This is a genomic window from Acinetobacter sp. CAU_H_60 (assembly GCF_058599385.1).
Genome location: NZ_CM178653.1, coordinates 1,344,997 through 1,370,918, shown reverse-complemented (window position 1 = coordinate 1,370,918; position 25,922 = coordinate 1,344,997). Strand labels below are relative to the sequence as shown.

21 protein-coding genes are annotated in these 25,922 nt (G+C 42.6%); 9 read left to right on the top strand and 12 right to left on the bottom strand.

The genetic code is table 11. The annotated features are described in order from the left end of the window. Window positions 1-75: 75 nt before the first annotated feature. The 3 genes from mfd to aspA all read right to left on the bottom strand — a co-directional run bounded on the left by mfd (window position 76) and on the right by aspA (window position 5,594). Window positions 76-3,537 (bottom strand): transcription-repair coupling factor, encoded by a 3,462-nt coding sequence (gene mfd / locus AC4MBN_RS06295; RefSeq protein ID WP_491880864.1) that lies wholly within the window; start codon window positions 3,535-3,537, stop codon window positions 76-78. 124 nt (window positions 3,538-3,661) lie between these two features. Further along, window positions 3,662-4,021 (bottom strand): hypothetical protein, encoded by a 360-nt coding sequence (locus tag AC4MBN_RS06290; protein ID WP_284879946.1) that lies wholly within the window; start codon window positions 4,019-4,021, stop codon window positions 3,662-3,664. A 124-nt stretch (window positions 4,022-4,145) separates the two neighbouring features. Further along, entirely contained in the window at window positions 4,146-5,594 is a 1,449-nt protein-coding gene (gene aspA / locus AC4MBN_RS06285) for an aspartate ammonia-lyase (protein ID WP_419365301.1), read from the bottom strand. 413 nt (window positions 5,595-6,007) lie between these two features. Between aspA and putP the strand changes: the two genes are divergently transcribed. Beyond that, the gene (gene putP, locus AC4MBN_RS06280) at window positions 6,008-7,522 is read left to right on the top strand and encodes a sodium/proline symporter PutP (RefSeq protein WP_491880863.1); all 1,515 of its coding nucleotides are present in this window, start codon (window positions 6,008-6,010) and stop codon (window positions 7,520-7,522) included. A 54-nt stretch (window positions 7,523-7,576) separates the two neighbouring features. Here the strand turns inward: putP and AC4MBN_RS06275 are convergent, their stop codons facing one another. Then, window positions 7,577-8,074: an Lrp/AsnC ligand binding domain-containing protein gene (locus AC4MBN_RS06275; protein WP_491880862.1), complete on the bottom strand. Its 498-nt coding sequence runs from the start codon at window positions 8,072-8,074 to the stop codon at window positions 7,577-7,579. A gap of 118 nt (window positions 8,075-8,192) precedes the next feature. On the opposite strand from AC4MBN_RS06275, the gene putA reads away from it, so the two are divergent. The 4 genes from putA (at window position 8,193) to AC4MBN_RS06255 (ending at window position 14,624) form a co-directional block, all read left to right on the top strand. After that, complete coding sequence (gene putA / locus AC4MBN_RS06270; protein WP_491880861.1) at window positions 8,193-11,948, top strand: trifunctional transcriptional regulator/proline dehydrogenase/L-glutamate gamma-semialdehyde dehydrogenase; 3,756 nt, start codon at window positions 8,193-8,195, stop codon at window positions 11,946-11,948. A gap of 180 nt (window positions 11,949-12,128) precedes the next feature. Next, complete coding sequence (gene trmA / locus AC4MBN_RS06265; RefSeq protein ID WP_419374850.1) at window positions 12,129-13,211, top strand: tRNA (uridine(54)-C5)-methyltransferase TrmA; 1,083 nt, start codon at window positions 12,129-12,131, stop codon at window positions 13,209-13,211. A gap of 242 nt (window positions 13,212-13,453) precedes the next feature. Then, entirely contained in the window at window positions 13,454-13,678 is a 225-nt protein-coding gene (locus AC4MBN_RS06260; RefSeq protein WP_004786091.1) for a hypothetical protein, read from the top strand. 382 nt (window positions 13,679-14,060) lie between these two features. Beyond that, a complete protein-coding gene (locus AC4MBN_RS06255; protein ID WP_125278319.1) occupies window positions 14,061-14,624 on the top strand; it encodes a lecithin retinol acyltransferase family protein in 564 nt (187 codons plus the stop codon). 119 nt (window positions 14,625-14,743) lie between these two features. Here AC4MBN_RS06255 and AC4MBN_RS06250 read toward each other — a convergent pair whose 3' ends face one another. Next, entirely contained in the window at window positions 14,744-15,655 is a 912-nt protein-coding gene (locus tag AC4MBN_RS06250) for a bestrophin family protein (RefSeq protein ID WP_491880860.1), read from the bottom strand. 66 nt (window positions 15,656-15,721) lie between these two features. Then, the gene (locus tag AC4MBN_RS06245) at window positions 15,722-17,449 is read right to left on the bottom strand and encodes a glutamine--tRNA ligase/YqeY domain fusion protein (protein ID WP_491880859.1); all 1,728 of its coding nucleotides are present in this window, start codon (window positions 17,447-17,449) and stop codon (window positions 15,722-15,724) included. 431 nt (window positions 17,450-17,880) lie between these two features. On the opposite strand from AC4MBN_RS06245, the gene AC4MBN_RS06240 reads away from it, so the two are divergent. Continuing rightward, the gene (locus AC4MBN_RS06240) at window positions 17,881-18,390 is read left to right on the top strand and encodes a peptidylprolyl isomerase (protein WP_004786097.1); all 510 of its coding nucleotides are present in this window, start codon (window positions 17,881-17,883) and stop codon (window positions 18,388-18,390) included. A gap of 180 nt (window positions 18,391-18,570) precedes the next feature. Further along, on the top strand, window positions 18,571-19,296 hold the full coding sequence (locus tag AC4MBN_RS06235) for a UDP-2,3-diacylglucosamine diphosphatase (protein ID WP_491880858.1): 726 nt from the start codon (window positions 18,571-18,573) through the stop codon (window positions 19,294-19,296). Window positions 19,297-19,333: 37 nt separating this feature from the next. On the opposite strand, the gene AC4MBN_RS06230 is transcribed toward AC4MBN_RS06235, so the two are convergent. Next, window positions 19,334-19,552, bottom strand: coding sequence for a hypothetical protein (locus tag AC4MBN_RS06230; RefSeq protein WP_004786100.1), 219 nt, complete (start codon window positions 19,550-19,552; stop codon window positions 19,334-19,336). A gap of 652 nt (window positions 19,553-20,204) precedes the next feature. Further along, a complete protein-coding gene (gene hpaI, locus AC4MBN_RS06225; RefSeq protein ID WP_491880857.1) occupies window positions 20,205-20,999 on the bottom strand; it encodes a 4-hydroxy-2-oxoheptanedioate aldolase in 795 nt (264 codons plus the stop codon). Between the two features lie 245 nt (window positions 21,000-21,244). Between hpaI and nfsB the strand changes: the two genes are divergently transcribed. Then, on the top strand, window positions 21,245-21,898 hold the full coding sequence (gene nfsB, locus AC4MBN_RS06220; protein ID WP_491880856.1) for an oxygen-insensitive NAD(P)H nitroreductase: 654 nt from the start codon (window positions 21,245-21,247) through the stop codon (window positions 21,896-21,898). A 107-nt stretch (window positions 21,899-22,005) separates the two neighbouring features. After that, window positions 22,006-22,233, top strand: coding sequence for a hypothetical protein (locus AC4MBN_RS06215; RefSeq protein ID WP_004786112.1), 228 nt, complete (start codon window positions 22,006-22,008; stop codon window positions 22,231-22,233). Here AC4MBN_RS06215 and AC4MBN_RS06210 read toward each other — a convergent pair. The 4 genes from AC4MBN_RS06210 to AC4MBN_RS06195 form a co-directional block, all read right to left on the bottom strand. Continuing rightward, window positions 22,196-23,050 carry an EamA family transporter gene (locus tag AC4MBN_RS06210; protein ID WP_491880855.1) on the bottom strand — a complete coding sequence of 285 codons (855 nt, stop codon included), beginning with the start codon at window positions 23,048-23,050 and terminating at the stop codon, window positions 22,196-22,198. The two genes, AC4MBN_RS06215 and AC4MBN_RS06210, sit on opposite strands and share 38 nt — an antisense overlap. Before the next feature lie 87 nt (window positions 23,051-23,137). Continuing rightward, window positions 23,138-24,175 (bottom strand): class II fructose-bisphosphate aldolase, encoded by a 1,038-nt coding sequence (gene fba / locus AC4MBN_RS06205; protein WP_104426189.1) that lies wholly within the window; start codon window positions 24,173-24,175, stop codon window positions 23,138-23,140. Between the two features lie 120 nt (window positions 24,176-24,295). Then, a complete protein-coding gene (locus tag AC4MBN_RS06200; protein ID WP_491880854.1) occupies window positions 24,296-24,574 on the bottom strand; it encodes a hypothetical protein in 279 nt (92 codons plus the stop codon). A gap of 150 nt (window positions 24,575-24,724) precedes the next feature. Then, a complete protein-coding gene (locus AC4MBN_RS06195; protein ID WP_034702596.1) occupies window positions 24,725-25,912 on the bottom strand; it encodes a phosphoglycerate kinase in 1,188 nt (395 codons plus the stop codon). Between the last annotated feature and the right edge of the window lie 10 nt (window positions 25,913-25,922).

Genomic DNA, 25,922 nt, shown 5'->3' with positions numbered 1-25,922 from the left:
CAAGCTGATATTCACACTATATTTATAAAAAAGAAATATAGCGTGAATAGTCATGTTCCATGAAATCTAAAAATATTAATTTAGCTCTTTTAATAGGCTATCCAATAAATCACTGATGAACTGGATTCGTTTCTGATAGTCTTCCAGCATCACCATCACTTTCAGACGTTGACCACCCTCCATTCTGAAATAGGTCGGATGTTTCTGCATCATCTGGATAATACTCATGGCCTGAACCGGTGTATCTGGTGCAAATTCGATATGGCCGCCCTGCCCACCAATGTCAATTTTAGTGATGCCTAATTGCTCGGCTTTAAGACGTAGCTGATGCACCGCAAATAACTGTTTCACCGGTTGCGGCGGAATGCCAAAGCGGTCAATCAGTTCCATACGGATATTATCGAGTTTTTCCTGAGTATCGGTATTACTGATGCGTTTATAGAACAGCAGCCGCTGATGTACATCACCCAGATAATCGTCCGGAATCAGGGCTGGCATATGCAGGTTGATTTCTGCAGTTAAAGACAGTGGTGCATCAAAATTCGGTGTTTTACCTTTTTGAATCGCTTTAGTTGCCTTTTCCAGCATTTCCATATACAGGCTATAACCGATCGCCTGCATCGAACCACTTTGCTGCTCACCTAAAAGTTCACCTGCACCGCGAATTTCCAGATCTTCGGTGGCCAGCATAAAGCCTGCGCCCAGAGTCGAAGCACGTTGAATCGCTTCTAGCCGTTTTTCTGCATCACCTTTTAAGGCTTTTAGATATGGCACTAACAGATAGGCATAGGCCTGGTGATGCGAACGCCCAACCCGGCCACGCAACTGGTGTAACTGTGCAAGACCGAGCTTGTCTGCGCGCTCAATAATAATGGTATTGGCATTCGGCACATCAATCCCGGTCTCAATAATGGTCGAGCACACCAGAACATTGTATTCTTTGTGGTAGAACTGTTGCATCACCTGCTCAAGCTCGCGTTCTCGCATCTGACCATGTGCCACAATCACACGCGCTTCAGGCACCAGATTCCGGATATTTTCTGCAGCTCGGTCAATGGTATCGACTTCATTATGCAGAAAATAGACCTGACCACCACGCAATAATTCACGCAGAATTGCTTCTCGAATGGTATCGCTGGTATGCTCCTGCACAAAGGTTTTTACAGCCAGACGGCGTGCTGGTGGCGTGGCAATAATCGACAGATCACGCATTCCGCTAAAGGCCATATTCAAGGTACGTGGAATTGGCGTTGCGGTAAGAGTCAGCATATCCACATCGGCACGCAAGGCCTTAATACGTTCTTTATCACGCACTCCGAAACGATGTTCTTCATCAACAATCATCAGCCCCAGATTATGGAACTGGACATTTTCCTGTAAAAGCTTATGGGTGCCGATAACAATATCAACTTTGCCATCCGCTAAATCCTCAATCGTTTTGGTATGCGCTTTAGAAGAACCGAAACGGGAAAGTACTTCAATGCGTACAGGCCAATCCGCAAAACGATCTTTAAAAGATTCATAATGTTGCTGTGCGAGCAAAGTGGTGGGTACTAATACCGCGACTTGACGATTATTCTGTACTGCGACAAAGGCTGCCCGCATGGCGACTTCGGTCTTACCAAAGCCAACATCACCACAGACCAGACGGTCCATTGGTTTGGCCAGCTGCATATCATATAACGTGGCTTCGATCGCATTGGCCTGATCCGGTGTTTCTTCATAGGCAAAGCCGCTGGCAAACTGCATATAAAGACTTTGATCAACCTCAAAACTGATCCCCGGTTTAGATGAACGACGTGCCTGAATATGTAATAACTCGGCTGCGACATCATGAATCTGTTCCAAAGCCTTACGTTTGGCTTTATTCCAGGCATCCGTACCCAGTTTATGTAACGGTGCCAGATCTGGATCACCGCCACTATAGCGGCTGATCAGATGCAGGTTAGTCACCGGCACATAGACTTTAGCACCTTCAGCATAGTCCAGTTGCAGAAATTCATGATCCTGATCATCGATACTTAAAGTAATTAAGCCTGCATAACGTCCCACACCGTAATCCATGTGTACCACTGGTGCACCAATGCTCAGCTCAGTCAGACTGCGGATCAGGAATTCTTCTGATACTTCCTGCTGACGCTTGCGACGACGTTGGACCACACGATGCTCGTAAAGCTGATTTTCCGAGATCACACTGATCCGATTTGTCAGAACAAGACCACGTTCCAATGGGGCACTGGTAATCGCAATCGCATGCAGAGATTCGACAAAAGCATCAAAGTTTTCTACGGTCGGAATATCGCCCAGACTTGGGCGCAGCGCATCTTTTAAGGTTTCACGACGACCGGCACTTTCAGCAACCAGTAAAACCGGATGATTGGCCGCATCAATATATTTTTTGACTTCGGTAAAAGGTTTTTCACGTTTTGGATCAACAGGCAACCGTGGTGGTAACTGGGTATCCAGATTAATCACGCCGGCTTTCTCATCAAAAGCTTCTTGTGCCGCAATGATGCGACTAAACTGATTCAGCTGTTCTAAAAGCTGATTGGTCGGACAGAACAGTGTTTCAGGCGGCAGAATCGGCTGATCAATATTATGACGGCGATCTTCATAACGGCGTGTTACATCCTGCCAGAACTGCTCTAAACTCTGCTCCAACGCCCTATCTGTAATGACAATGCCATTCTTTGGTAAATACGAAATTAAGGTACTTTGCCCTTGCATCGCTTCATGACTAAAGAATAAAGGCAGGTAGAACTCGATTCCCGGTGAAGCAATGCCATCCATCACATCCTGATAAATTGGATTTTTCTTTGGATTAGCTGTCGGGAAAAATTCTGCATAACGGTCACGGAAAGTAGCACGGCCTTCCTTAAGGGGAAATTCTTGTGCAGGTAATACCGTAAATTGTTCTAAAGTTTGCGTAGTTCGCTGGGTTTCCGGATCAAAAAATTTCAGGGTTTCAATTTCATCATCGAACAGGTCAATCCGGATCGGGGCATCCTGACCTGAAGCATATATATCGATAATACTACCGCGAACTGCAAATTCGCCATGGTCATAAACGGTATCGACCAGATGATAACCAGCCTGAATCAGTTTTTTCTTTTGCTGTTCCAGATCCAGCTTTTGCCCGACTCGAATATCGAAGTGTTCACCCAGCACCCATGAAGTAGGTGCAATACGCTGTGCCAATGTAGAAGCTGCCAGCAACAATACGCCGCTTTGGGGCATATTAGATAAAATTGCCAGACGTTCAGAGACGATGTCCTGATGCGGAGACAGACGGTCGTAAGGCAAAATTTCCCAGTCTGGAAATATGGTCGGTTTAATCCCATAAAATTCCAGTTCACTTTCCAGTTGACCCAAATGCTGGTTATTACGTGCAACAATGACAAATAGGCGCGATTGCTGCTGCTTGATAATTTCTTTCAGCAATAATGCAGTAGACGAGCCTTGCAGATTGCCTAACCAGCGTTTCTCGCCTGCCTTGAGCTTGGGTAAATTAAGTTGGGAAATTTCTTGTTGGAACATGTATATAGCTTTAAAGTCTAAACAACATGAAGCTTATACTATCACGATGATCTGGTGCTATTTCGTTATTTTTATGCAGTCGTTACAGATTGACTGCACAGGATAAAATCAGCCTATGATTCATCTATTTTTTGTCGCGTAAAAAGTTACGATAATAGTCATTTAACTTTTTCACAATTATTTTAAATTGCAGCAGGTTTTCTTCAGTATTTCCTAATCTTGCATTAAAACGCTGATTGGCAATTTCCAGATCAATTTTTTCATTAATGATCATTGCAGTTGAATATAGCGCTTTTAAATCATCAAAAGTTTTCATGCGTCGGTTAGACAAGTATTCCAGCCGCTCGCCCAGCTCCTGATTTAAATTAATCCCATCCACAATATAGCCAGTCCCTTCTACATATTGGATATGATTCTCTTCCAGAAAAAGCTGAGCCGGGTCAGGTTTATTTGATTTAAATAAGTTACTGATTTTATCAAACATGCTATGCACTCAATTCATTGTGTCATCGATATAGTCTAGATGAAAATGCCCCAAACCCACAGACAGGATTTGAGGCAAATGGTTAAAATCAGTACGAGTCTATATTGGACTCATCCTTAAACTTTCAGGATACCCGTTCCCATTGATTCATCATTGGGACTTCTGAAACCAGATTTTCAAAGGCAAAGATTTCATCCAGCTGAATTTCACTCAATAAACCCAGCTCCAGCACCACTTCAGGTACAGTTTTATTTTCACGAATACATTGCTTGCCAATTTCATCACAAGTGGCATGACCTAAAAGTGGTTCCAGTAAGGTAATAATCCCGATACTGCGCATCACTGCATTTAAACAGTTTTGTTCGTTGGCCTGAATCCCGGCAATACATTTTTGTTGTAGGGTCTGCATACCTTGAGTTAATAATTGGATGGATTCATTCAGAGATACTGCAATGACCGGCTCCATGACATTGAGCTGTAATTGTCCTGCTTCTGCTGCCATCGTTATAGTCAGGTCATTACCAATCACACGGAACGCAATCTGATTGACTACTTCTGGAATGACCGGATTGACCTTGGCTGGCATGATAGAGGAACCTGCCTGCAATTCTGGCAAACGGATTTCCGCCAGACCGGTACGCGGGCCAGAACTCAAAAGACGCAAGTCATTACAGATCTTGGATAATTTAACAGCCAGACGTTTCAGACTACTGGATAGAATAATAAACACGCCGCAATCGCTGGTCGCTTCGACATAATCTTCCGCGCCTTTTAAAGGTAGGCCAGTAATTTTCGCTAAAGTTTGTACTGCATGTTTGGCATAACCATCTGGAGTATTCACGCCGGTTCCAATGGCAGTCGCACCCAGATTCACTTCCAGCAATAACTGACGCATTTGCTCAATCAGCTTCAGGTCTTCTTTTAATAAGGTTGCGAAAGCACGGAATTCCTGTTCCAGAGTCATTGGAACTGCATCCTGTAACTGGGTACGCCCCATCTTGATCACATATTGAAGCTCTGATGCTTTGCTATATAAAGTATCAATCAACGATTTTTGTACATGAAGCAGTTCATCCAGACGTGTATAAGTCGCTAGACGTAGTGCCGTGGGATAGACATCATTAGTCGATTGCGAAGTATTCACATGATCATTTGGATGCAAGATATGGTAATCGCCTTTACGATGCCCGAGCAATTCTAGCGCCCGATTTGCAATGACCTCATTCGCATTCATATTAATAGAAGTACCGGCTCCACCCTGATAAGGATCAAGCGGAAATGCTTCCTGCCAGTCCTGAGGTTGATGAATCAATTCATCACAGGCTTGTTGAATAGCAGTACTTTGTTGTTCTGATATTTTCTGAAAATGTAAATTCGTTTGTGCTGCTGCTTTTTTAACTTGCGCCAGTGCGCGAATAAAGTGTGCTTGCTGGCCTACCACCAGACCTGAAATCTGAAAATTCTCAATCGCACGCAAAGTATGAATACCATAATAGCTGTGCTGGGGAATCTGCTTCTTACCCAATAAATCCTGTTCAATTCGGCTTGATTCTATTTGCAACATATTGTCCATGTCATATTACTCTTAGCAATGATGCACCATTCAGAATGGCGTTCCTTCACTATGAAGAGAGGCCCTAAAAACAAATAGAAGTGATTTAAACAGGATTTGAAACAAAATATGACTAATTCGAGCTTGTTGTTAGTTTTGTAAAGTTGTGTAATTAAAATACAAAAGTTCAATGAATTTAACTGTTTATTAAAATTACCTATTTTTCTTCAAAACCACGTGTAACTTTGCATTTTACAACCCTCTCCTAATTGTTCATTTTTATTAGAAAATTCTTAATTTACACAAAATATACATAAAAGCTGATTAACTGTTACAGAGTGTAATTTTTAAAACATGTTTGAATCACTGCCCTGTGAACGTAGTTCAAAAATCATCCCGGATGATGATGTTTAAAATTTAAGGATACTCTGCCTATGAGCTCGCTTAATCCGACACTGATTACTTTTATGTTTTATATCGTCGCCATGATTGGGATCGGTTTATATGCCTATCGTGCGACGTCCAATTTTGATGAATATATTCTAGGTGGGCGAAGTCTGGGCAGTGTCGTGACTGCACTTTCTGCAGGTGCCTCTGACATGAGTGGCTGGCTACTGATGGGTCTACCCGGTGCCATCTATTTTTCTGGCCTGTCTGAAGTCTGGATTGCGATTGGTCTGATTATTGGCGCCTGGTTCAACTGGCTACTGGTGGCTGGCCGTCTGCGTGCCCATACTGAATTTCAGAACAATGCCCTAACTTTGCCTGATTATTTCACCAGCCGTTTTGCGGATAAGAAACGAATCTTACGCTTACTATCAGCCATTGTGATTCTGGTGTTCTTTGCAATTTACTGTGCCTCCGGCATGGTCGCAGGTGCACGTTTATTCGAAAGTTTGTTTGGCTGGGATTACACGACAGCACTTTGGCTCGGTGCAGTAGCCACGATTCTGTATGTGTGTATTGGGGGCTTCCTGGCAATCAGTTGGACCGATACTTTCCAGGCAGGCTTAATGATTTTTGCCCTGCTCATTACACCCATCATTACCTATTTGGCATTGGGTGATAACGCTCAACAGGTGGGCACCCTACTGGAAACAGCCCGTCCACATGCATCCAATATGCTGGAAGGTCTGAGTTTTGTGGCGATTATTTCCAGTCTAGCATGGGGCTTAGGCTATTTTGGTCAGCCACATATTCTGGTGCGCTTTATGGCGGCAGATTCGGTTAAAACTATCCCTGCTGCACGCCGGATCGGCATGACCTGGATGATTCTATGTCTAGTGGGGGCAATGTCGGCGGGCTATATCGGGATTGCTTATTTTGCGGCAAATCCTGACCTTCCTGCTGCTGCAATTGTCAACCGGAATCCTGAAACCGTGTTTATGGAACTGACCAAGATTCTGTTTAATCCCTGGATTGCAGGTATTATATTGGCGGCAATTCTGGCTGCTATTATGAGTACATTGAGCTGTCAGTTACTGGTTTGCTCGACTACCCTGACTGAAGATTTATACAAAGGCTTCCTACGTAAAAATCCCTCACAGAAAGAACTAATCTGGGTGGGTCGTGGCATGGTGATTGTGATTGCCTTGATTGCAATCTCCTTGGCCATCAATCCAAACAGTAAAGTTCTGGGTCTGGTGGCTTATGCCTGGGCTGGCTTTGGTGCTGCCTTTGGTCCACTGATCATTTTCTCATTGTTCTGGAAACGCATGACCCTCAACGGCGCGATTGTCGGAATGGTAGTTGGTGCTGTAACCGTAATTGCCTGGAAAAATTATATGGGTGATACCGGTCTGTACGAGATTATCCCGGGCTTTATTCTGGCAGCGCTAAGTATTGTGATTGTGAGTCTATTGGATAAAGCACCAAGTCACGATGTCGTTAATCGTTTTGAACTGGCGAAAGCTGAATATCAGAAAGAAATGGCTGAAATGAATAAATAATCTTTCTATTTCAAATTAAAAAGGGACTTTATGTCCCTTTTGTTTTGTCTGAATTTATACCTTGGCTTTAGCTGGCATTTTCAGCTTGATCTGCTGGGTTTCCTTAATCACTTCCATGACCGGATAACTACGGGTTTCCTTTACCCCTGGTAATTGCCACAAAATATCACCGGAGATTTTGCGGAATTCATCCATATTGGCACAGCGAATTTTCACTACAAAATCAAAGCCTCCACTGATCATATGGCATTCCACGATATCGGGAATATGCTGTACCGCCTCGGAAAATTCTTCCAGTACATTCGGTGTGGTTTTATCCAGCAAAATTTCGACAAAGACCACAAAACCATTATTCAGCATGATCGGATTAAGCCGCGCTTCATAACCGAGAATAAATCCTTCCTTGGTCAGTTTCTGCACACGAGCCAGTACCGCGGTCGGTGAAAGATTTACCATTTCCGCCAGTTTAATATTGGAAATTTTCGATTCAGACTGCAGCAAATCAAGGATGCGAATATCTATTCGGTCAAGGCTTAAAAAAGGGCTATTCATTAGAATTATTCTCTAAAAATGATACAAACTATAGTGAGATATTCGTCAATTATTTTGGGATTATAGATTAAAACTCATTCAACTCAAAGAACCGATTGACGCAGTACAGGAAGTCACTATGTCCACCACATTACGCCCGAATTCGCACTCGAATGCAGTGAAGCAATCGAATTACATTGCTGAATTTAAGGATAAAAACCAATACGAGCAGCGCATCAATACCGCATGGCGACGCGCTGAGTCTGAGTGCGTGGAAACGCTGCTGGAACATAGTGAAATTTCTTCAGAACTGACAGATAAAATTCAGCGACTGGCGTTTGATCTGGCACATTCCCTGCGCGAGCGTAAAGGCTCTGGTGGTAAAGCCGGTATCGTACAAGGATTGCTTCAGGAATTTTCGCTCTCTTCTCAGGAAGGAATTGCCTTGATGTGTCTGGCAGAAGCTTTGCTACGTATTCCAGATACAGCAACCCGTGATCTGCTGATCCGCGACAAGATCAATCAGGGCAACTGGAAAGAACATTTGGGTCAAAGCCAACTGATGTTCGTGAATGCAGCGGCTTGGGGATTGATGCTCACCGGCAAACTGATGGAAACTCCTCAGCAGAAAAGTCTGTCGAGTTTATTAACTGGTCTTTTGGCACGTAGTGGTCGTGGCATTATCCGCAAAGCAGTTGATGTCGCGATGCGCATGATGGGCGAACAGTTTGTGACTGGCGAAACCATTGATGAAGCCCTGAAAAATGCTGAACGTCTAGAAGAAAAAGGGTTCCAATATTCTTATGACATGCTCGGCGAAGCGGCTCTGACTGATCCGGATGCAGAACGCTATTATGAAGATTATCAGGATGCAATTCATGCCATCGGCAAGGCATCAACAGATAAGGATGTTTATAACGGTCCCGGTATTTCCATCAAACTGTCTGCACTGCATCCACGTTATCAGCGCTCGCAAATGGATCGCGTGAATGATGAACTGTATAGCAAAGTTCTGAATCTGGCAGTTCTGGCGAAAAACTATAATATCGGCCTGAATATTGATGCTGAAGAAACTGACCGTCTGGAAATTTCCCTAGAGCTTTTAGAACGTCTTTGTTTTGAACCGGAACTCAATAACTGGAAAGGCATTGGTTTTGTGATTCAGGCCTACCAGAAACGCTGCTTCTATGTCGTGGATTACATCATTGATCTAGCTAAACGCAGCCAAAAACGCCTGATGATTCGTCTGGTCAAAGGTGCGTATTGGGATAGCGAGATCAAAAAAGCTCAAATCGAAGGTATGTCGGATTATCCAGTATTTACCCGCAAGGTGCATACTGACCTATCCTATATCGCCTGTGCACGAAAACTGCTGGCAGAACCGGACTATATCTACCCGCAATTTGCGACACATAATGCGCAGACCGTTGCCACGATTTATCAGCTCGCTAATCCAGACCGCTATTATGCCGGTCAATACGAATTCCAGTGTCTGCATGGCATGGGTGAACCGCTGTATGAAAATGTGGTGGGTGATAAAGCTGCTGGAAAGCTTGGTATTCCTTGCCGGATCTATGCACCGGTCGGTAACCATGAAACCCTACTGGCCTATTTGGTCCGTCGCCTGTTGGAAAATGGTGCGAATACTTCTTTCGTCAATCGAATTGCTGACAAGAATTTAAAAGTCGAAGACCTGATTGAGAATCCGCGTCAAACCATTTTAAAAGCAGCTCAACAGGAAAATGCCTTAGGTACTAAACATCCGCAAATCCCTTATCCAAAAGATTTATACGGTACCTTACGATCAAATTCGTCCGGATTAGATCTGGCTAATGACGCAGACCTGCAAGCCTTAAATGCAGTTGCGACAGACTTGGCGAGTAGCCAATTTCAGGCTGCTGCAATGGGTACTGTTTTCTCAGAAATCGATAGTAGTCATCCAGTACAGATTATCAATCCAGCACAGCATCAGGATGTGGTCGGTACCGTCTATGAAGCTACCACTGAACAGGCAGAAATTGCCCTGACTCAGGCAGTGAATGCACAAAGTTTCTGGAGCAATTTGCCAAAAGATGAACGTGCAGCCTGTCTCAATAAAGCCGCTGACCTGATGCAACAACGTTTGCTGCCACTGATGGTCCTACTGTCTCGTGAAGCCGGTAAAACCTATGCCAATGCGATTGCTGAAGTCCGTGAAGCAATTGACTTCCTGCGCTACTATGCCGGTCAGATACTGGATCTATCTAAAAACGTTACTATTCAACCTTTAGGAACCGTGCTGTGTATCAGTCCTTGGAACTTCCCTTTAGCGATCTTTACCGGACAGATTTCTGCAGCACTGGTAGCAGGTAATACCGTCATTGCCAAACCGGCTGAACAAACCCCATTAATTGCCGCTCAAGCCGTACAGATTCTCTGGGAAGCGGGTATTCCGCAGGATGTCCTTCAACTATTGCCGGGTCGTGGTGAAACCATTGGTGCTCAAATCAGCCAAGATTCCCGTATCCAGGGCATCATGTTTACTGGTTCTACCGAAGTCGCCAAGATTTTGCAAAAAACTGTCGCAATACGCCTGAATCAGTTTGGTGAAAGTGTCACTTTAATTGCCGAAACTGGTGGTCAGAATGCCATGATTGTAGATTCATCAGCGCTCACCGAACAGGTGGTGTTAGATGTAGTCAACTCAGCCTTTGACAGTGCCGGTCAACGCTGTTCTGCCCTACGTGTACTCTGTGTGCAAGAAGACAATCTAGATACTGTGCGTAAGATGCTACAAGGAGCCATGCAGCAGCTACGTGTCGGCAATCCGGTTCTACTCAAAACCGATATTGGACCGGTGATTGATGCCGAAGCTCAACAGAATATCCAGAAACATATTGATCAGATGCGCAGTAAGGGTCATAAAGTTCATCAACTGATGTTTAATCAGGATGCTTCCGATCTGGCTCAAGGTACTTTTATTCCACCGACCTTGATTGAACTGCCGAATTTGAATGATCTTGAGCGTGAAGTCTTTGGTCCAGTGCTACATCTGATTAGTTATAAAGCCGGGGAACTATCACAGCTTCTAGATCAGATCAACAGCAAAGGATATGGCCTGACCATGGGTTTACATACCCGGATCGATGAAACCATGCAGACTGTAATTTCAAAAGCGCATGTCGGGAACTTGTATATCAACCGCAATATTGTCGGTGCTGTGGTGGGTGTACAGCCCTTTGGTGGTGAAGGTCTGTCTGGGACTGGTCCGAAAGCCGGTGGTCCACTTTATATCTACCGTTTAATGCATCAGGTGTCTGAGAAGAAGCTGGCTCAGCCTTATGCAATGCAGTCTGCTCAGGCACCACTTGAAAATCCGGTAATGCAGGACTTTAAGGCCTGGGTAAACAAAACTTTCCCAAAAGTTTCTTTGCAAGCTCCCACTCAGATTGCCACAGGACATAACTTTAGCCTGCAAGGTCCAACGGGTGAGGAAAACCAGTACAAGATCTTGCCGCGTGAGAGTGTGCTCTCTCTAGCCGACAATGATGTGGATCAGATTCAGCAAATCTTGGCAATCTTATCGGTCGGTAGCCGCCCGGCTGTACTGGCAGACAATACTTTTATACTCAAGTATCTGCAAAATATGCCCTCGAGTGTGGTGAAGGCCATTAAAGTCATCAAGGATATTGAATCGGGTGAATTTGAGGCTGTACTGCATCATGGCGAGACCTCTGCCTTGATGGACTTGCAGCAACGTATCGCAAAACGACAAGGCCCAATTATTGGCATCACCCACTTAAGTTCCAGTAATTATGATATTCCAGTGGAGCGTTTCGTGATTGAACGTGCAATCAGTATCAATACCGCAGCTGCAGGTGGCAATGCCAGTCTCATGACCATGTCAGGCCTGTAAAAAGCTTTAGTACTTAAATTATTTTAATTCCTTTCCTCTTATGGCCAAATCTCTCCCCTTTGCAGGTTTGGCTTTTTTTTAACTGCTTTTCAAGCTGGTTTCCCTGAATAGTCTTAGGCAGAGCAGCAAATTTTTGCTACCATCTTGGCTTTCAAAATATTTGCGATTTTTTTACTGCATATGACCTCATCTTATCAGCAACAACTGGATGCCAAAGTTGAACGCATTAGCGCACAATTTGCCGAATATCAACCACCTGCCCTTGAAGTATTTGAGTCACCTGAACAGTACTATCGCATGCGTGCTGAATTCCGGATCTGGCATACTGAAGATGACCTGTTCTATGCCATGTTTGAGCGTGATGAGAACAATAACAAGAAAGTGATCCGTATTGATGAATTCCCTGTGGCTGACCGCAGTATTAATGACTTAATGCCGCAATTGCTAGAAGCCTTCAAAGCCAATGCAACTCTGGGCCACCGCCTATTTGAAGTGCATTTCCTGGCAACACTAAAAGGTGAAGTACTGGTTTCCCTGATCTATCACCGTAAACTGGATGAAAGCTGGGAACCTGCAGCTAAAGCACTGGCTGAAAAATTGAAGATCAAGCTGATTGGTCGTAGCCGTGGCCAGAAATTTGTCTTGAGCGATGAGTTTGTCGTAGAAGAACTCAGTGTATTTGACCGCAAATATCAGTACAAACAGATTGAAAGTAGCTTCACCCAACCGAATGCGCAAGTCTGCCAGAAAATGCTGGAATGGGCATGTAATGCCGCGCAGCAGTCTGATAAAGATCTGTTAGAGCTGTATTGTGGCAATGGTAACTTTACCCTGCCATTATCTACCCGTTTCCGTCGTGCATTGGCAACTGAATTGGCCAAGTCATCTGTGTATGCGGCTGAATGGAATATCGAGCAGAACGGTATCGAAAATATTCAGGTAGCACGTCTATCTGCTGAAGAATTTACGCAAGCTTTTAATGGTGAACGTACTTTCCGCCGTCTGCAAGAAGCCAATATTGATCTGTCAACTTATGACTTTGATACGGTATTTGTCGATCCACCACGTGCAGGGATCGATGATGAAACACTGAAACTGCTACAGCGCTTTGAACAAATCATCTACATTTCTTGCAATCCGGACACATTACACGACAATCTGAAACAACTGTCCCAAACCCATAAAATTACCAAGTTTGCCCTGTTCGATCAGTTTCCTTATACCCACCATGTAGAGTCAGGCGTACTGCTGGAAAAACGCTAAAAATATTGTTTCAATTTATTTTTTTGTTACATAAATGGAGCTTTTGTTAGCTCCATTTTTTATACATAAAATTAGTAACTTATCCATGAATTATCTTGTTTCAATCAAATAATATCGTTCAAAATCTCTTCTACAATCGAAAATTTAAAATACTGACTGCTGCTTTTATCACATAGGGCCTATTGCTTTATTTATTAAATTGGATATATTTCACCCTATGTTAGGTTGTGTATGAAGGCTCTATGAGTTTCTGGCAGAAGTTGTTTTCAGATGAACAACAAAATGAACACAAGAACCAGATTGCTTGTGTTGAAAATGATTGCTCTTGCAAGACAAATGAACAGCTCCTTGAAGCACTGTCTAAAGCAACTGATGAAGATATCATTATCGGAATCAAAAAAGTTCTAGCTTCTCGCGGTTACAGCCGTAAAGAACTCAATGAACTTCAGCACCTGCCGCTGCAATAAGCAGCTTAGGTCTTGATAAAAAGCATTTGCATACGCAAATGCTTTTTTTATATCTATCATTTGGATTTTTGCCAACCCTTATTTCCTCTTAATCAGATGGAACCTAATCTTTCTATCTGAACTTGGGTTTCTATATCTTCATTTCTCTTCAAACATGCGGATAAATGACTTTTCATATTAGCTTAGGCTATTTAGACATTATAGTTTAATATCTGCCTCAATCAGTTCACATACAGCATTTATAAAGTTCGAAAAATTTAAGGATGACTGTCTAGACAACGAATTCTGGATAGAATTGAACCCTAAAACATCGATTAATTCACAAAAAAACAGTACACTTGCTGTTTAAAATACACTTGTTATTAAATGGCTTAATCTTTACATGCAGCGAACTAAACGGTTTCCCATAGGTGCGCATCTTATGGTTAAACATTTCGGTTATACTCATCACGGGATTTATGCCGGGCGTGGTCGTGTCATCCACTACTCCGGTTTTGCACATTTATTTAAGAAGCATCCAATTGAAATTACCTCAATTGAGAAATTCAGTAACGGTAAACCGATTCAGATCCAGTACTATGCTTCAGCAAAATACAAAGGCCGTAAAGTGGTTCGTCGTATGCGTTCCAGAATGCATGAAAATAACTATCACTTGATTATCAATAATTGTGAACATCTCTGTACTTGGGCAATCACTGGTGTAGAAAGCAGCCCACAAGTCATTCAGATGATGAATCGCCTAACGACGATCGGTTATATCAGCTCCATGATGAGCTTTATGAATAGCCTTTTCCTGACCTTGACGACCACCTGTTTCGCCCTGGCCCTCTATATCAAGAAAAAGCTACGTGACAAGGCCAAACAACGTTTAGAGCAATATCGTGAGCTACATGAGCAGGTTAAAAACAATAGCCCAGATCTTGGCAATCATTTAAAACATCGTTAAGGTTTTAGTTTCTTGCTATTAAAATTTTTAAGCCCGCTATTCAAAAAATATTTAAAAAAATAAAATTTCTATCATTTGATTTATTTAATGATTAGCTTTTTAATAAAATCAGTTTAAACCTAAGTTAAATAAGATTTTTTAGCTTTAATCGCTTCAGGTAATTCTTGTCCTAAAGAACTCAGGGTTTCACGTTCGATCAGTCTCACAATAGAATCTAAAGGCAGATCATTATCCTGAAATCCGAAAGGCTCTTCCAGTTCCGCACTCAGTTCATCTAGCCCTAACAACATATAGGCAATCAGGCCAACTAGAATCGGTGTCCATAAACCAAGACTGGCTTCCAGACTAAATGGCAGGATAAAACAGAAAGAATAAACAGCACGATGCAATAGCACTGAATAGGAAAATGGTAACGGCGTCGACAAGATCCGGTCACAACCCGCCTGTATATCACCCAAAGCCACTGTATGCTGATTCAAATTGTTATAAATAATGTCTGTGATTTTGCCCTGTTTATAGAGCAAAACCAAATCTTTCTGGATCTGTTCCAGTACCCATTGTGATGCATTGATATGCGTGGACAATTGTTCAAATGCAGCAGCATCAAAACCAGTGTGCGCCTGGTAATGCTGAATACTTTGCTGTTGCTGTCTTAAACGGTCACGTAATAAGTGAGTAAACAGCATCATACGATACAGCAGGATTTTACGTGACTGATCATCAAGGACGTAACTATCACGACATAAATGGCGTGTGGTAGCAATCAGCGCTCCCCACAGCTTGCGCCCTTCCCACCAACGGTCATAACAGGCGGTGTTACGAAAGCTGAGAAAAATCGACAGAATCACCCCGAAGATGGTAAAGCCAATGGCCGGCACTGCAGGAAAGCTAAAAAAATGCGCCTGACGCAGATAGACCAGCAAGCCTGAAAGAAAAATTACCAGCCCCAAGGCAGGCAGAACTTTAGGCAAAATTGTGCCATGCCATGCAAACAGCAGACTAAAGCTATTACTTTTATCACGAACAATCATTCATTCTTTCCTGCCACGATTGAAAAAGCCCAACCGGAGTTGGGCTTTTTAGGGATTTCGCTTAAATTATTTGCCAGGTTTAAAGCTGTCTTTCAAATCCAGAATACGGTTGAATACTGGTTTGTCGCTTGTATGATCATATTGATCCGCTACAAAATAACCTTCACGTTCAAATTGGAAACGATCTTCCGGTTTTGCCTGAGCCAGTGCAGGCTCAATAACTGCTTGAACCACTTTCAATGATTCAGGGTTCAGATTCGCCAGGAAGTCATCCCCAGTTTCAGGATCTGATTCAGTGAACAGACGATCGTAAATGCGAACTTCGGCAGGAATACCTTTGGTTGCAGATACCCAGTGAACCACACCTTTTACCTTACGGCCTTCAGGATTTTTACCTAAAGTCTCAGGATCGATTGAGCACTTCAGTTCAACCACTTCACCGTTCGCATCTTTAATCACTTCATCACATTTGATGACATAAGCATGACGCAGACGCACTTCACCGCCTGGAATCAGACGTTTGAAGCCTTTAGGTGGCTCTTCTTCAAAGTCTTTACGGTCGATATAGATTTCTGAAGTGAACGGAATAATACGTTCGCCCATATCCACGTTTGGATGACGTGAATGAGTCAGATCCATATCCGCTGGCAGATTGGTTAAAGTCACTTTCAGTGGATTCAATACTGCCATACCGCGAGCTGCAGTATTTTCTAAAGATTGACGGATGCAATATTCAAGCATTGCTACATCAACGATACTGCCATCGACTTTAGACACACCTACACGCTTACAGAAATCACGTAGACCTTCAGGCGTGAAACCGCGACGGCGCATGCCTACAACAGTCGGCATACGTGGATCATCCCACCCGTTAACATAACCGCCTTCAACCAGCTTGCGCAGCTTACGTTTAGAAGTGATGGTGTAATCAACATTCAGACGGCTAGATTCGTACTGACGTGGCACAGATGGCGATTTAACTTTTTCCACCACCCAGTCATAGAATGGACGGTGATCCTGGAATTCCAGTGTACAAAGTGAATGCGTAATGCCTTCAATCGCATCTGATAATGGATGCGCATAGTCGTACATTGGATAAATTTTCCATTTATCGCCAGTCTGGTGATGTGCAGAATGCAGAATACGATACAGGATTGGATCACGCATATGCACATTTGGCGAGTTCATATCTATCTTGGCACGCAATACCGCTTCGCCTTCAGCATATTCACCAGTGCGCATTTTCTCGAAACGCTCAAGGTTTTCTTCCACAGTCGCATCGCGTTGTGGCGAGTTTTTACCTGGCTCTACGAAGTTACCACGGTTCAGCTTGATCTCTTCCGGAGTTTGCAGATCCACATAGGCATCGCCCTGTTCAATCAGTTGAATTGCCCATGCATATAACTGATCAAAATAGCTTGATGCATAGCGGGGTTCACCATTCCACTGGAAGCCCAGCCATTTCACATCATTGGCAATACCATCCACATATTCCTGCTCTTCTGCATCCGGGTTGGTATCATCAAAACGCAGATTGCACAGGCCACCAAATTCTTCAGCAATACCGAAGTTCAGGCAGATCGCTTTAACATGACCAATATGCAAATAACCATTTGGTTCAGGCGGGAAACGGGTGACCACTTGCTGGGTACGGCCAGCTGCTAGATCGTCAGTAATCACCTGACGTACAAAGTCTAAGCCTGGTTGTTGTTCCTGCTGCTGCGCTGAATCGACTGCATTCTTATTTTGGGTCGGGTTGTCGGGCAGAGACGTCACAACATCATTTGGCTTCATGATTAATCATTCACTTCTAAAGTTAAAAAGGGATTAATGAATATGCAGTAGCTCACGCGGTCTAACTGTATTCACTAAATAAAGGTTCTTTAGTTTAACTATAGGTGAATGATCTCTCAACCGTTAACTTAGGTATTTGATTTCAATTCGTTCATTTTTCAAATTGGAAAATACAATAGCTTACCAAATCGTAAAATATCCGCTTTTGACTGAGCCAGCAGATCAGTGCATGCTCTTAGGGTCAGACAAGCTTTATGAAGACGCATGATCTAGAAGAAATGACTTTGTAAATCAATGCATAAATAAGATACGATTTTTATGTTTTTAACAAAGAAAATTATGTTTTTGCTTGCCTTGTCGATTGTAGTTTGCTTATGCTTCCTTCATTCAGAAAAAACCATGGCATTAGTCCATGATTAGGAGATTACACAATGAGTTTTCCTCAAGTCGAATTAAACACCAATAAAGGTCGTATTGTTCTTGAATTAAACGCTGAAAAAGCACCTAAAACAGTAGCTAACTTCTTGCAATATGTACGTGACGGTTTTTATGACGGCGTAATTTTCCACCGCGTTATTGATGGTTTCATGATCCAGGGCGGCGGCATGGATGAAAACTTCAAAGAAAAAGCAACACGTGATGCGATTGAAAACGAAGCTGACAACGGTTTAAGCAACGATGTAGGTACCATTGCAATGGCACGTACTCAAGCGCCTCACTCTGCTTCTGCTCAGTTCTTCATTAACGTGAAAAACAACTCTTTCCTTAACCATACTGGTAAAACTGCACAAGGTTGGGGTTATGCCGTATTTGGTAAAGTGGTTGAAGGTATGGATGTTGTTGATGCAATCAAAGGCGTTCGTACTGGCAACCGTGGCTACCACGCTGACGTTCCTCTAGAGAACGTTGTGATCGAATCTGCAAAAATCATTTCTGAGTAATTTTAAATCCTCCCCAACCCTCCTTTAATAAAGGAGGGAACCACCATTTTTAAAGATGGTTTTTCTCTTCCCTGAGTAAGTTTTAAAGCACTGCTTTTAAAACGAAGCGCAAGAAAGGGAGGAAAACTCCCTCTTTATCAAAGAGGGATTTAGGGAGATTCAAAAATAAGGAAAAGATTCGTGACCTATCTGTTTATCTCAGATTTACATTTGTCACCTGATCACCCTCGACTTGTTCGGGGGTTTTTAGATTTATTGGCAGCTTATCAGCATAAAAATACTCAACTGTATATTTTGGGCGACTGGTTCAATGCCTGGATTGGAGATGACTACTCGGCTCCCTGGCTGGATGAAATTATCACTGCTTTAAAACAGTTTAACCAGGCCGGTAATCAGATCTTTTTTCTCATCGGTAACCGTGACTTTGCCTTAGGCCAAGATTTTCTGGATCAATTTTCCGGACAGCTTTTACCTGAAATGACCAGTTTAAATATTGGTTCTACACGATACCGGATTGAACATGGCGATGCACTCTGTACCGATGATGTGTCCTATCAACGTTTCAGAAAAGTCATCCGTCATGCCTGGATTTTAGGCTTTTTAAGAAAAATGCCTTTAAGTTTCCGTGCCAGAATCGCTAATGGTTTCCGCAAGAAAAGCCATGAAGCACAGCAATTGAAAAGCTATGAAGTTATGGATGTAAACCCATCTGCGGTAGAAGCAGCACTCAAAGAGGCAGATGTGCTGATTCATGGACATACTCATCGCGCTGCAATACATGATGTAAATGGTAAAAAAAGAATTGTTTTAGGAGATTGGAAAGCTGATTATGCTGAGATTTTAGAGCTGGGCAGCTCGGATATTGATATTCATAACATTCAGCTAAAAATCTGGTATTACCCATAAAAAAAGCAACTGCGAGCAGTTGCTTTTTATATTTTATTTAACTTAAACGGTATAACTGGTTAAAACCAGTATAGAAACTTTTACCATCCAGATTAAATGGATATTGTTCACCATTTTCAAGTTCAATCATCTTGCCCACATTGACCATAATCATACCATTGATGGTATTTTGCTGACGTTGCATTGGTACAACTTTGACTTGAATTTCACAACCATTAATGGCGGTCGCGATAGACCATGTATTTAAATTTTTCAAAATATTCACTCATAATATGAGCTTTTTGTGATTAAACAAGGAGAGCTATAGACTAAAAATAAATCTTATTTCTGGGTTTGCTAGAGTTTTTTTAACAGGAAAACCTGTCTTTCGTGTATCACAATCAGCTAAAAATAAACCAGCGAAAACAGTATTCGCTTTAAAGTAATTATCTTATAACTCTTTTTTGACCAAATAGCAAAATTACATTGTAATGACATATGTCAAGAGTAGTATTTTTCAGATGCTTTTTCGCCTATCTGAATGTCCAGTAAAGAAGTATTTCAACATATAAAACAAACCGATCAACATCATGATACTAAAGCCAGAGATCAAATCACCTGAATCAAGAAAGTTTAAAACTGCCAGATATCCACTAATCAATGTATAAGTCAGCATTAAAGACGAATAAGATACGTTGCCCTAAATGATAACGTTGTTGTTTTTTTGCTCATGGATCTGTTTTTGCTGCTCAAAAAATACATCAATTTCTTCTGGTTTCATTTTACAATCCCACCCATCTTATTTTTTAAACTACTATAGCTAAAGTAAATAAAAAAGCTCTGACAAATCAGAGCTTTTATAAAATAACTTCTATGTAAGTAATCAATATTGAGAAACCACAATTTACGACTCTCTGATATTTTTATAATCAATAACCGCCTTCTGACTTGATGACTTCAGCATCAGGTTTATATTTTACCAAAAGTTCACGAAGCGAATTCATCAGAACACTGGTATCGACGCCTACTGCAACAAACTCAGTTCCAAGGTCCAAATATTTCTGGGTAGCTTCATGCTGAGTCGATAAAATCCCAGCAGCCTTACCAGATGCACGAATCCGCTGAATGGCGTCTACTACTGCTTTTTGTACTTCAGGATGGTTCGGATTCCCCTGATAGCCCATAGTCGCTGAAAGATCTACCGCTCCAATAAATACACCATCAATCCCCTCAATCTTGAGGATTTCATCCAGATTTTCCAGACCTGTCACCGATTCAATCTGAATTAACAAACAGATATTTTCATGAGCAGTCTGGTAATAATTCGGGATACTGTTCCAGCGAGTCGCACGTGCCAGTGCAGCGCCCACGCCACGAATTCCTTCTGGGGGATAGCGGACTGCTTTGACCATTAATTCGGCCTGCTCCACAGTTTCTACCATAGGAATCAATAAGGTCTGTGCGCCAATATCGAGTAACTGCTTGATCAATTGTACACTGCCAATTGGTGGGCGTACTACAGCTTGAGATGGATAAGCAGCGATACTCTGTAATTGAGAGAGCGTCGTTCTCAAGTCGCTTGGGGCATGCTCGCCATCAATCAAGAGCCAGTCATAGCCTACATTTGCCGCAATTTCTGTCCCATACGCATCAGCTAGTCCGACCCATAAGCCAATTTGCTGCTGCGTCTTTAATTTACGTTTAAAGTAATTGGTATATTGCATCGGCCCACCTATCTTGCATGCTATTGCCTGAAGTTCTTATTAAACTCCTGTTACCAGAAACTGCCAATATACAAAAGCTCGCTTTTTATCTGATTTAACTCTTAGTTTTTCATAAAATTTCACTCAAGATTATATAAATATAGACTTTGCCGATGATGTTTTTATTGTAATAATCTTTTGATCAGAAAAATCTAGATGCCTAAAGCATATTTCTAAACGCCTTATCAAAAGATTGGAGTCCATCAATGGATTTACTTAAGATCGCTCAAACCCGTTATACCACTAAAGCTTATGACCCTAACAAGAAGGTTCCAGCAGAACAATTTGAACGTTTATTAGAAATCTTACGCCTGACGCCATCTTCGATTAACATTCAGCCCTGGCATTTTTTTATTGCTGACAATGATGCCGCTAAACAGCGTATTGCCAAAGCACTAATTGGAACTTATGCCTACAATGCACCCAAAGTGCTGGATTCTTCACATACCATTTTATTTTGTACCAAAGCCGATATTGACGAGTTACATCTAAACAACCTGTTAAATCGTGATGATCTCAGTGGTCGTTTTAAAGATGAGAGCGCCAAAGAAGGTCAAAAGAATACCCGTACCGGCTATGTACATTATTATCGTAATGAAAAAGGCGATATTCAGCGCTGGGCAGAAAACCAGACCTTTATTGCATTGGGACAGATCTTACTGGCTGCAGGAAGTGAAGGTATTGATGCCACACCGATTGGTGGTTTTGATGAAGACATTCTGAGTGAGGAATTACAGTTAGCTGAACAAGGCCTGATTCCATCGGTACTGCTTACTTTAGGTTATCGCAGTGAAAATGATTTCAATGCCAAACTGCCGAAATCCCGTCTGCAAGCTGAAGATATTTTCACCAAACTGTAAGCATTTTATGTTATAAAAGGGGCCTAGTGCCCCTTTTCTTGTCAATTTGGGCCTAATTTTTGCTTTATTCTCCAAACATCCAACTAGAATAACAATTAGAGGTACCCATGTCTGTTTTACCATCCAGCTCTTTAAAATTTGAATGCAAACACTGCGATAAGATCTATTTACATCACTATGCTAATGCCCAGCATCGTTATCCGCATTGTCCGGACTGCAAACAGGCAGGCTTATTGCTTGGACGGGCTGAAAAAGAAGACCTGTTACGTTATCCGCTTGAATTTGCATCTTCCTATGTTAAACAGACATTGCATATGCTAGGCAAACAACACTAATCACGCCTAGAATCAGCCCGATCGTACTTGCAGGTTTGAGTCGTTCTTTAAAGATGAGCAAACCTGCAATCACACCAAAAATCACCACCAGAATATTCATGCCCGCGAATACAATCGCTGGCGTATCTTTGAGCATCATGTGGGCTTTGACGTAAAAAGCGATATTGGCAAAGTTCAACGCACCCAATAACAGACCGAAACCAATATCCTTGCCAGAACCCAGATGACGATATTGCAGCAGCAGATAGATCATCGACAGAATCATGGCACAGATAAACATCAAGTTCAGTGCCACAGCAAATTGTAGACCAAGGCTGGTGGTATATTTCAGCAAGACATCAATCAGCGCATAACCAAACCACACTAGGCCCAGAAAAAACATTCCCTGCCTGGAGCTTTGTGATGTCTGACGGTGTGAGAATAGAATGCACAGTACGGAACTTATGCCTAAGACAATACCCAGCATCTTGAGCTGGTTAAATTGTTCCTGAAAAATGAAATAAGCAGCAGCCAGTGATAGTACAACCGATAATCGCTGGGCAATTTCAGTTTTTAAGATCCCTGCTGTTTGTAATGACTTGGCCAGAAACAGAAAAACACTAGGCAATAAAACACCGAGGGCCAGAATCAGTAGCCATGGAGTCTGACTCATGGAAATATGCTGGATGTTTGGCTTGAACCAGAAAAAACACAATATGCTGGCTGTAACATAATTCCAGCTAATCATGTGGATAGGGCTCAAGCCTCTATTTTTAGCAATTTTTAAGAGTATCGAGACTGCAACACTACATAATGCGGCAATAAAAATCAGTTCCATATGCTGCTCTTATTCTTCATCTTTATTTATATATATAAAAAAGCCCACATTCGCTGTGGGCTCTTCTTATAAATTATTCACAAGGAATTATTTATAACGCTCAACCATTTTCTCTAAAGAGATTGGACGAATCTTGTCTGCATTGCCTGCAGTACCAAATGCTTCGTAACGGTCGATACAGATTTGCTTCATTGCATCTACAGTTGCGCTGAAGAATTTACGTGGATCGAATTCGCTTGGTTTTTCAGCCATCATACGGCGCATTGCACCTGTAGAAGCTAAACGCAAGTCAGTATCGATGTTGATTTTACGAACACCGTGTTTGATCGCTTCAACCAGTTGCTCAACAGGAACACCATAAGTTTCTTTGATGTCGCCGCCATACTGATTAATCACAGCCAGCCATTCTTGCGGCACAGAGCTAGAACCATGCATTACAAGGTGAGTATTTGGCAGAGCTTCATGAATTTCTTTAATGCGGTCAATTGCAAGAATATCGCCTGTAGGTGGACGAGTAAACTTGTACGCACCGTGTGAAGTACCCACTGCAATGGCTAATGCGTCAACATTGGTATCTGCAACGAATTGACGAGCTTCTTCAACTGAAGTTAGCAGTTGAGAATGATCAAGTACGCCTTCAGCGCCTACACCATCTTCTTCGCCTGCCATACCTGTTTCAAGGCTACCCAGACAGCCGATCTCACCTTCTACTGAAACGCCGCATGCATGTGCCATTTGTACAGTACGGCGAGTCACATCAACGTTGTATTCGTATGAAGTTGGTGTTTTACCATCTTCACCCAGTGAACCGTCCATCATGACTGAAGTAAAGCCTAACTGGATTGAACGTTGACATACGTCAGGGCTAGTACCATGATCTTGGTGCATTACCACTGGAATATGTGGCCATTCTTCAACTGCAGCCAAGATAAGGTGACGTAAGAATGGTGCACCTGCATATTTGCGAGCACCTGCAGATGCCTGCACGATTACAGGTGAATTCGTTGCATCTGCTGCGAGCATGATTGCGCGCATTTGTTCTAAGTTGTTTACGTTAAACGCTGGTACGCCGTAAGCATGTTCGCCGGCGTGATCCAAGAGCTGGCGCATCGAAATAAGAGCCATAATATCCTCCCAGGTAATGGGCCATATTCTACATGTTCAACTATTGCAATACAGCCAAAAAATACAATATTTTATAAAAAATCCCTGCAAAAGCAGTGATTTTTACTTGCATAGTCTGAGTTATGGTGTCATAGGCTCGGAAGCACCTGATACAGATTCATCTACAGTCGCGGCATCTGCAGGTGCATTGGCAATTTCAGCCGGAACATCTGTATTTTTTTCATCCAGAACCGGTTTATCAATCGCATCAATTGCGGCTTGTTGCTCCGGACTAATAGTCTCTTCATTTACCACTGTTGTATTTTCTAGGTCATCTGCCGGTGTATTTTTCTGTGGGGTACAGGCAGTAAACATAAAAGATGCTGCCAGCAATGCAGCTAAAGTGAGGTGCTGTTTCATCTAAAGATCTCATCTTCATACTCTATTGTCTGCATCTTATGACAGCTTTATTGCACTTTAATGAATCATTGATGAACAGATCTGGAATAAATAAGCTATAAAAATAAAAAAAGCTGGCATCAAGCCAGCTTTTTACATTAGGACATGCGATTAAGCACGCTCTAACAATACCGCAACTGCAGGAAGTGTTTTGCCTTCAACGAATTCAAGGAATGCACCGCCACCTGTAGAGATATAGCCAATTTTGTCAGCAACTTCGTATTTATCGATCGCAGCTAAAGTATCGCCACCACCTGCAATCGAGAAGCCTTCAGATTCAGCAATCGCTAAAGACAATGCTTTAGTACCTTCACCGAACTGATCTACTTCGAATACGCCGACTGGACCATTCCAAAGAATTGTTTTAGAGGTTTTCAGGATTTCAGCAAATGCTTTTGCAGTTTCTGGACCAACGTCAAGGATCATGTCATTGTCAGCAACGTCTTCAACTTTCTTCACAGTCGCTTTAGCCGCAGCTAATGAACCCAGGAAGTCATCAAAGTTGATTTCAGATGCATCAGCAACCACAACATCAGTAGGAAGTGGAACTGAAACTTTTGCGGCAATGGCTTTCGCTGTATCGATCAGGTCATTTTCACACAGTGATTTACCTACATTGTAACCAGCAGCTGCAAGGAACGTATTTGCGATACCACCACCAACAATCAATTGATCACAGATGTCAGACAATGAAGTCAAAACATCAAGCTTGGTAGAAACTTTAGAACCCGCAACGATCGCAACCATTGGTTTTTCAGGTGTTTTCAATGCACGGCCCAATGCATCCAGTTCAGCCGCCAATAAAGGACCTGCTGCTGCTACTTTAGCTAAACGAGCGACACCTTCAGTTGATGCTTCTGCACGGTGTGCAGTACCGAACGCATCCATCACGAATACGTCACAAAGGGCTGCATATTTTGCTGCAAGTTCAGGATTGTTTTTCTTTTCCCCTACGTTGAAACGGCAGTTTTCCAGTAAAACCACTTGACCCGGCTGAACTTCAACACCATCTAGATAGTCTGTGAAAAGTTTTACTTCCTGACCCAATGCTTCAGTCAGATAAGCTGCTACAGGTGCAAGAGACTGTTCAGCCTTCGGCTCACCTTCAACTGGACGACCAAGGTGTGAATACACCATGACAGCCGCGCCCTTTTCTACTGCAGCTTTAATTGTTGGTAATGCAGCACGTAGACGCGCATCGCTAGTGATTACACCATTTTTAACCGGTACATTTAAATCTTCACGGATCAGAACACGTTTACCCGTCAGGTCAAGGTCAGTCATACGCTGAAAGTTCATTGTAGAGCTC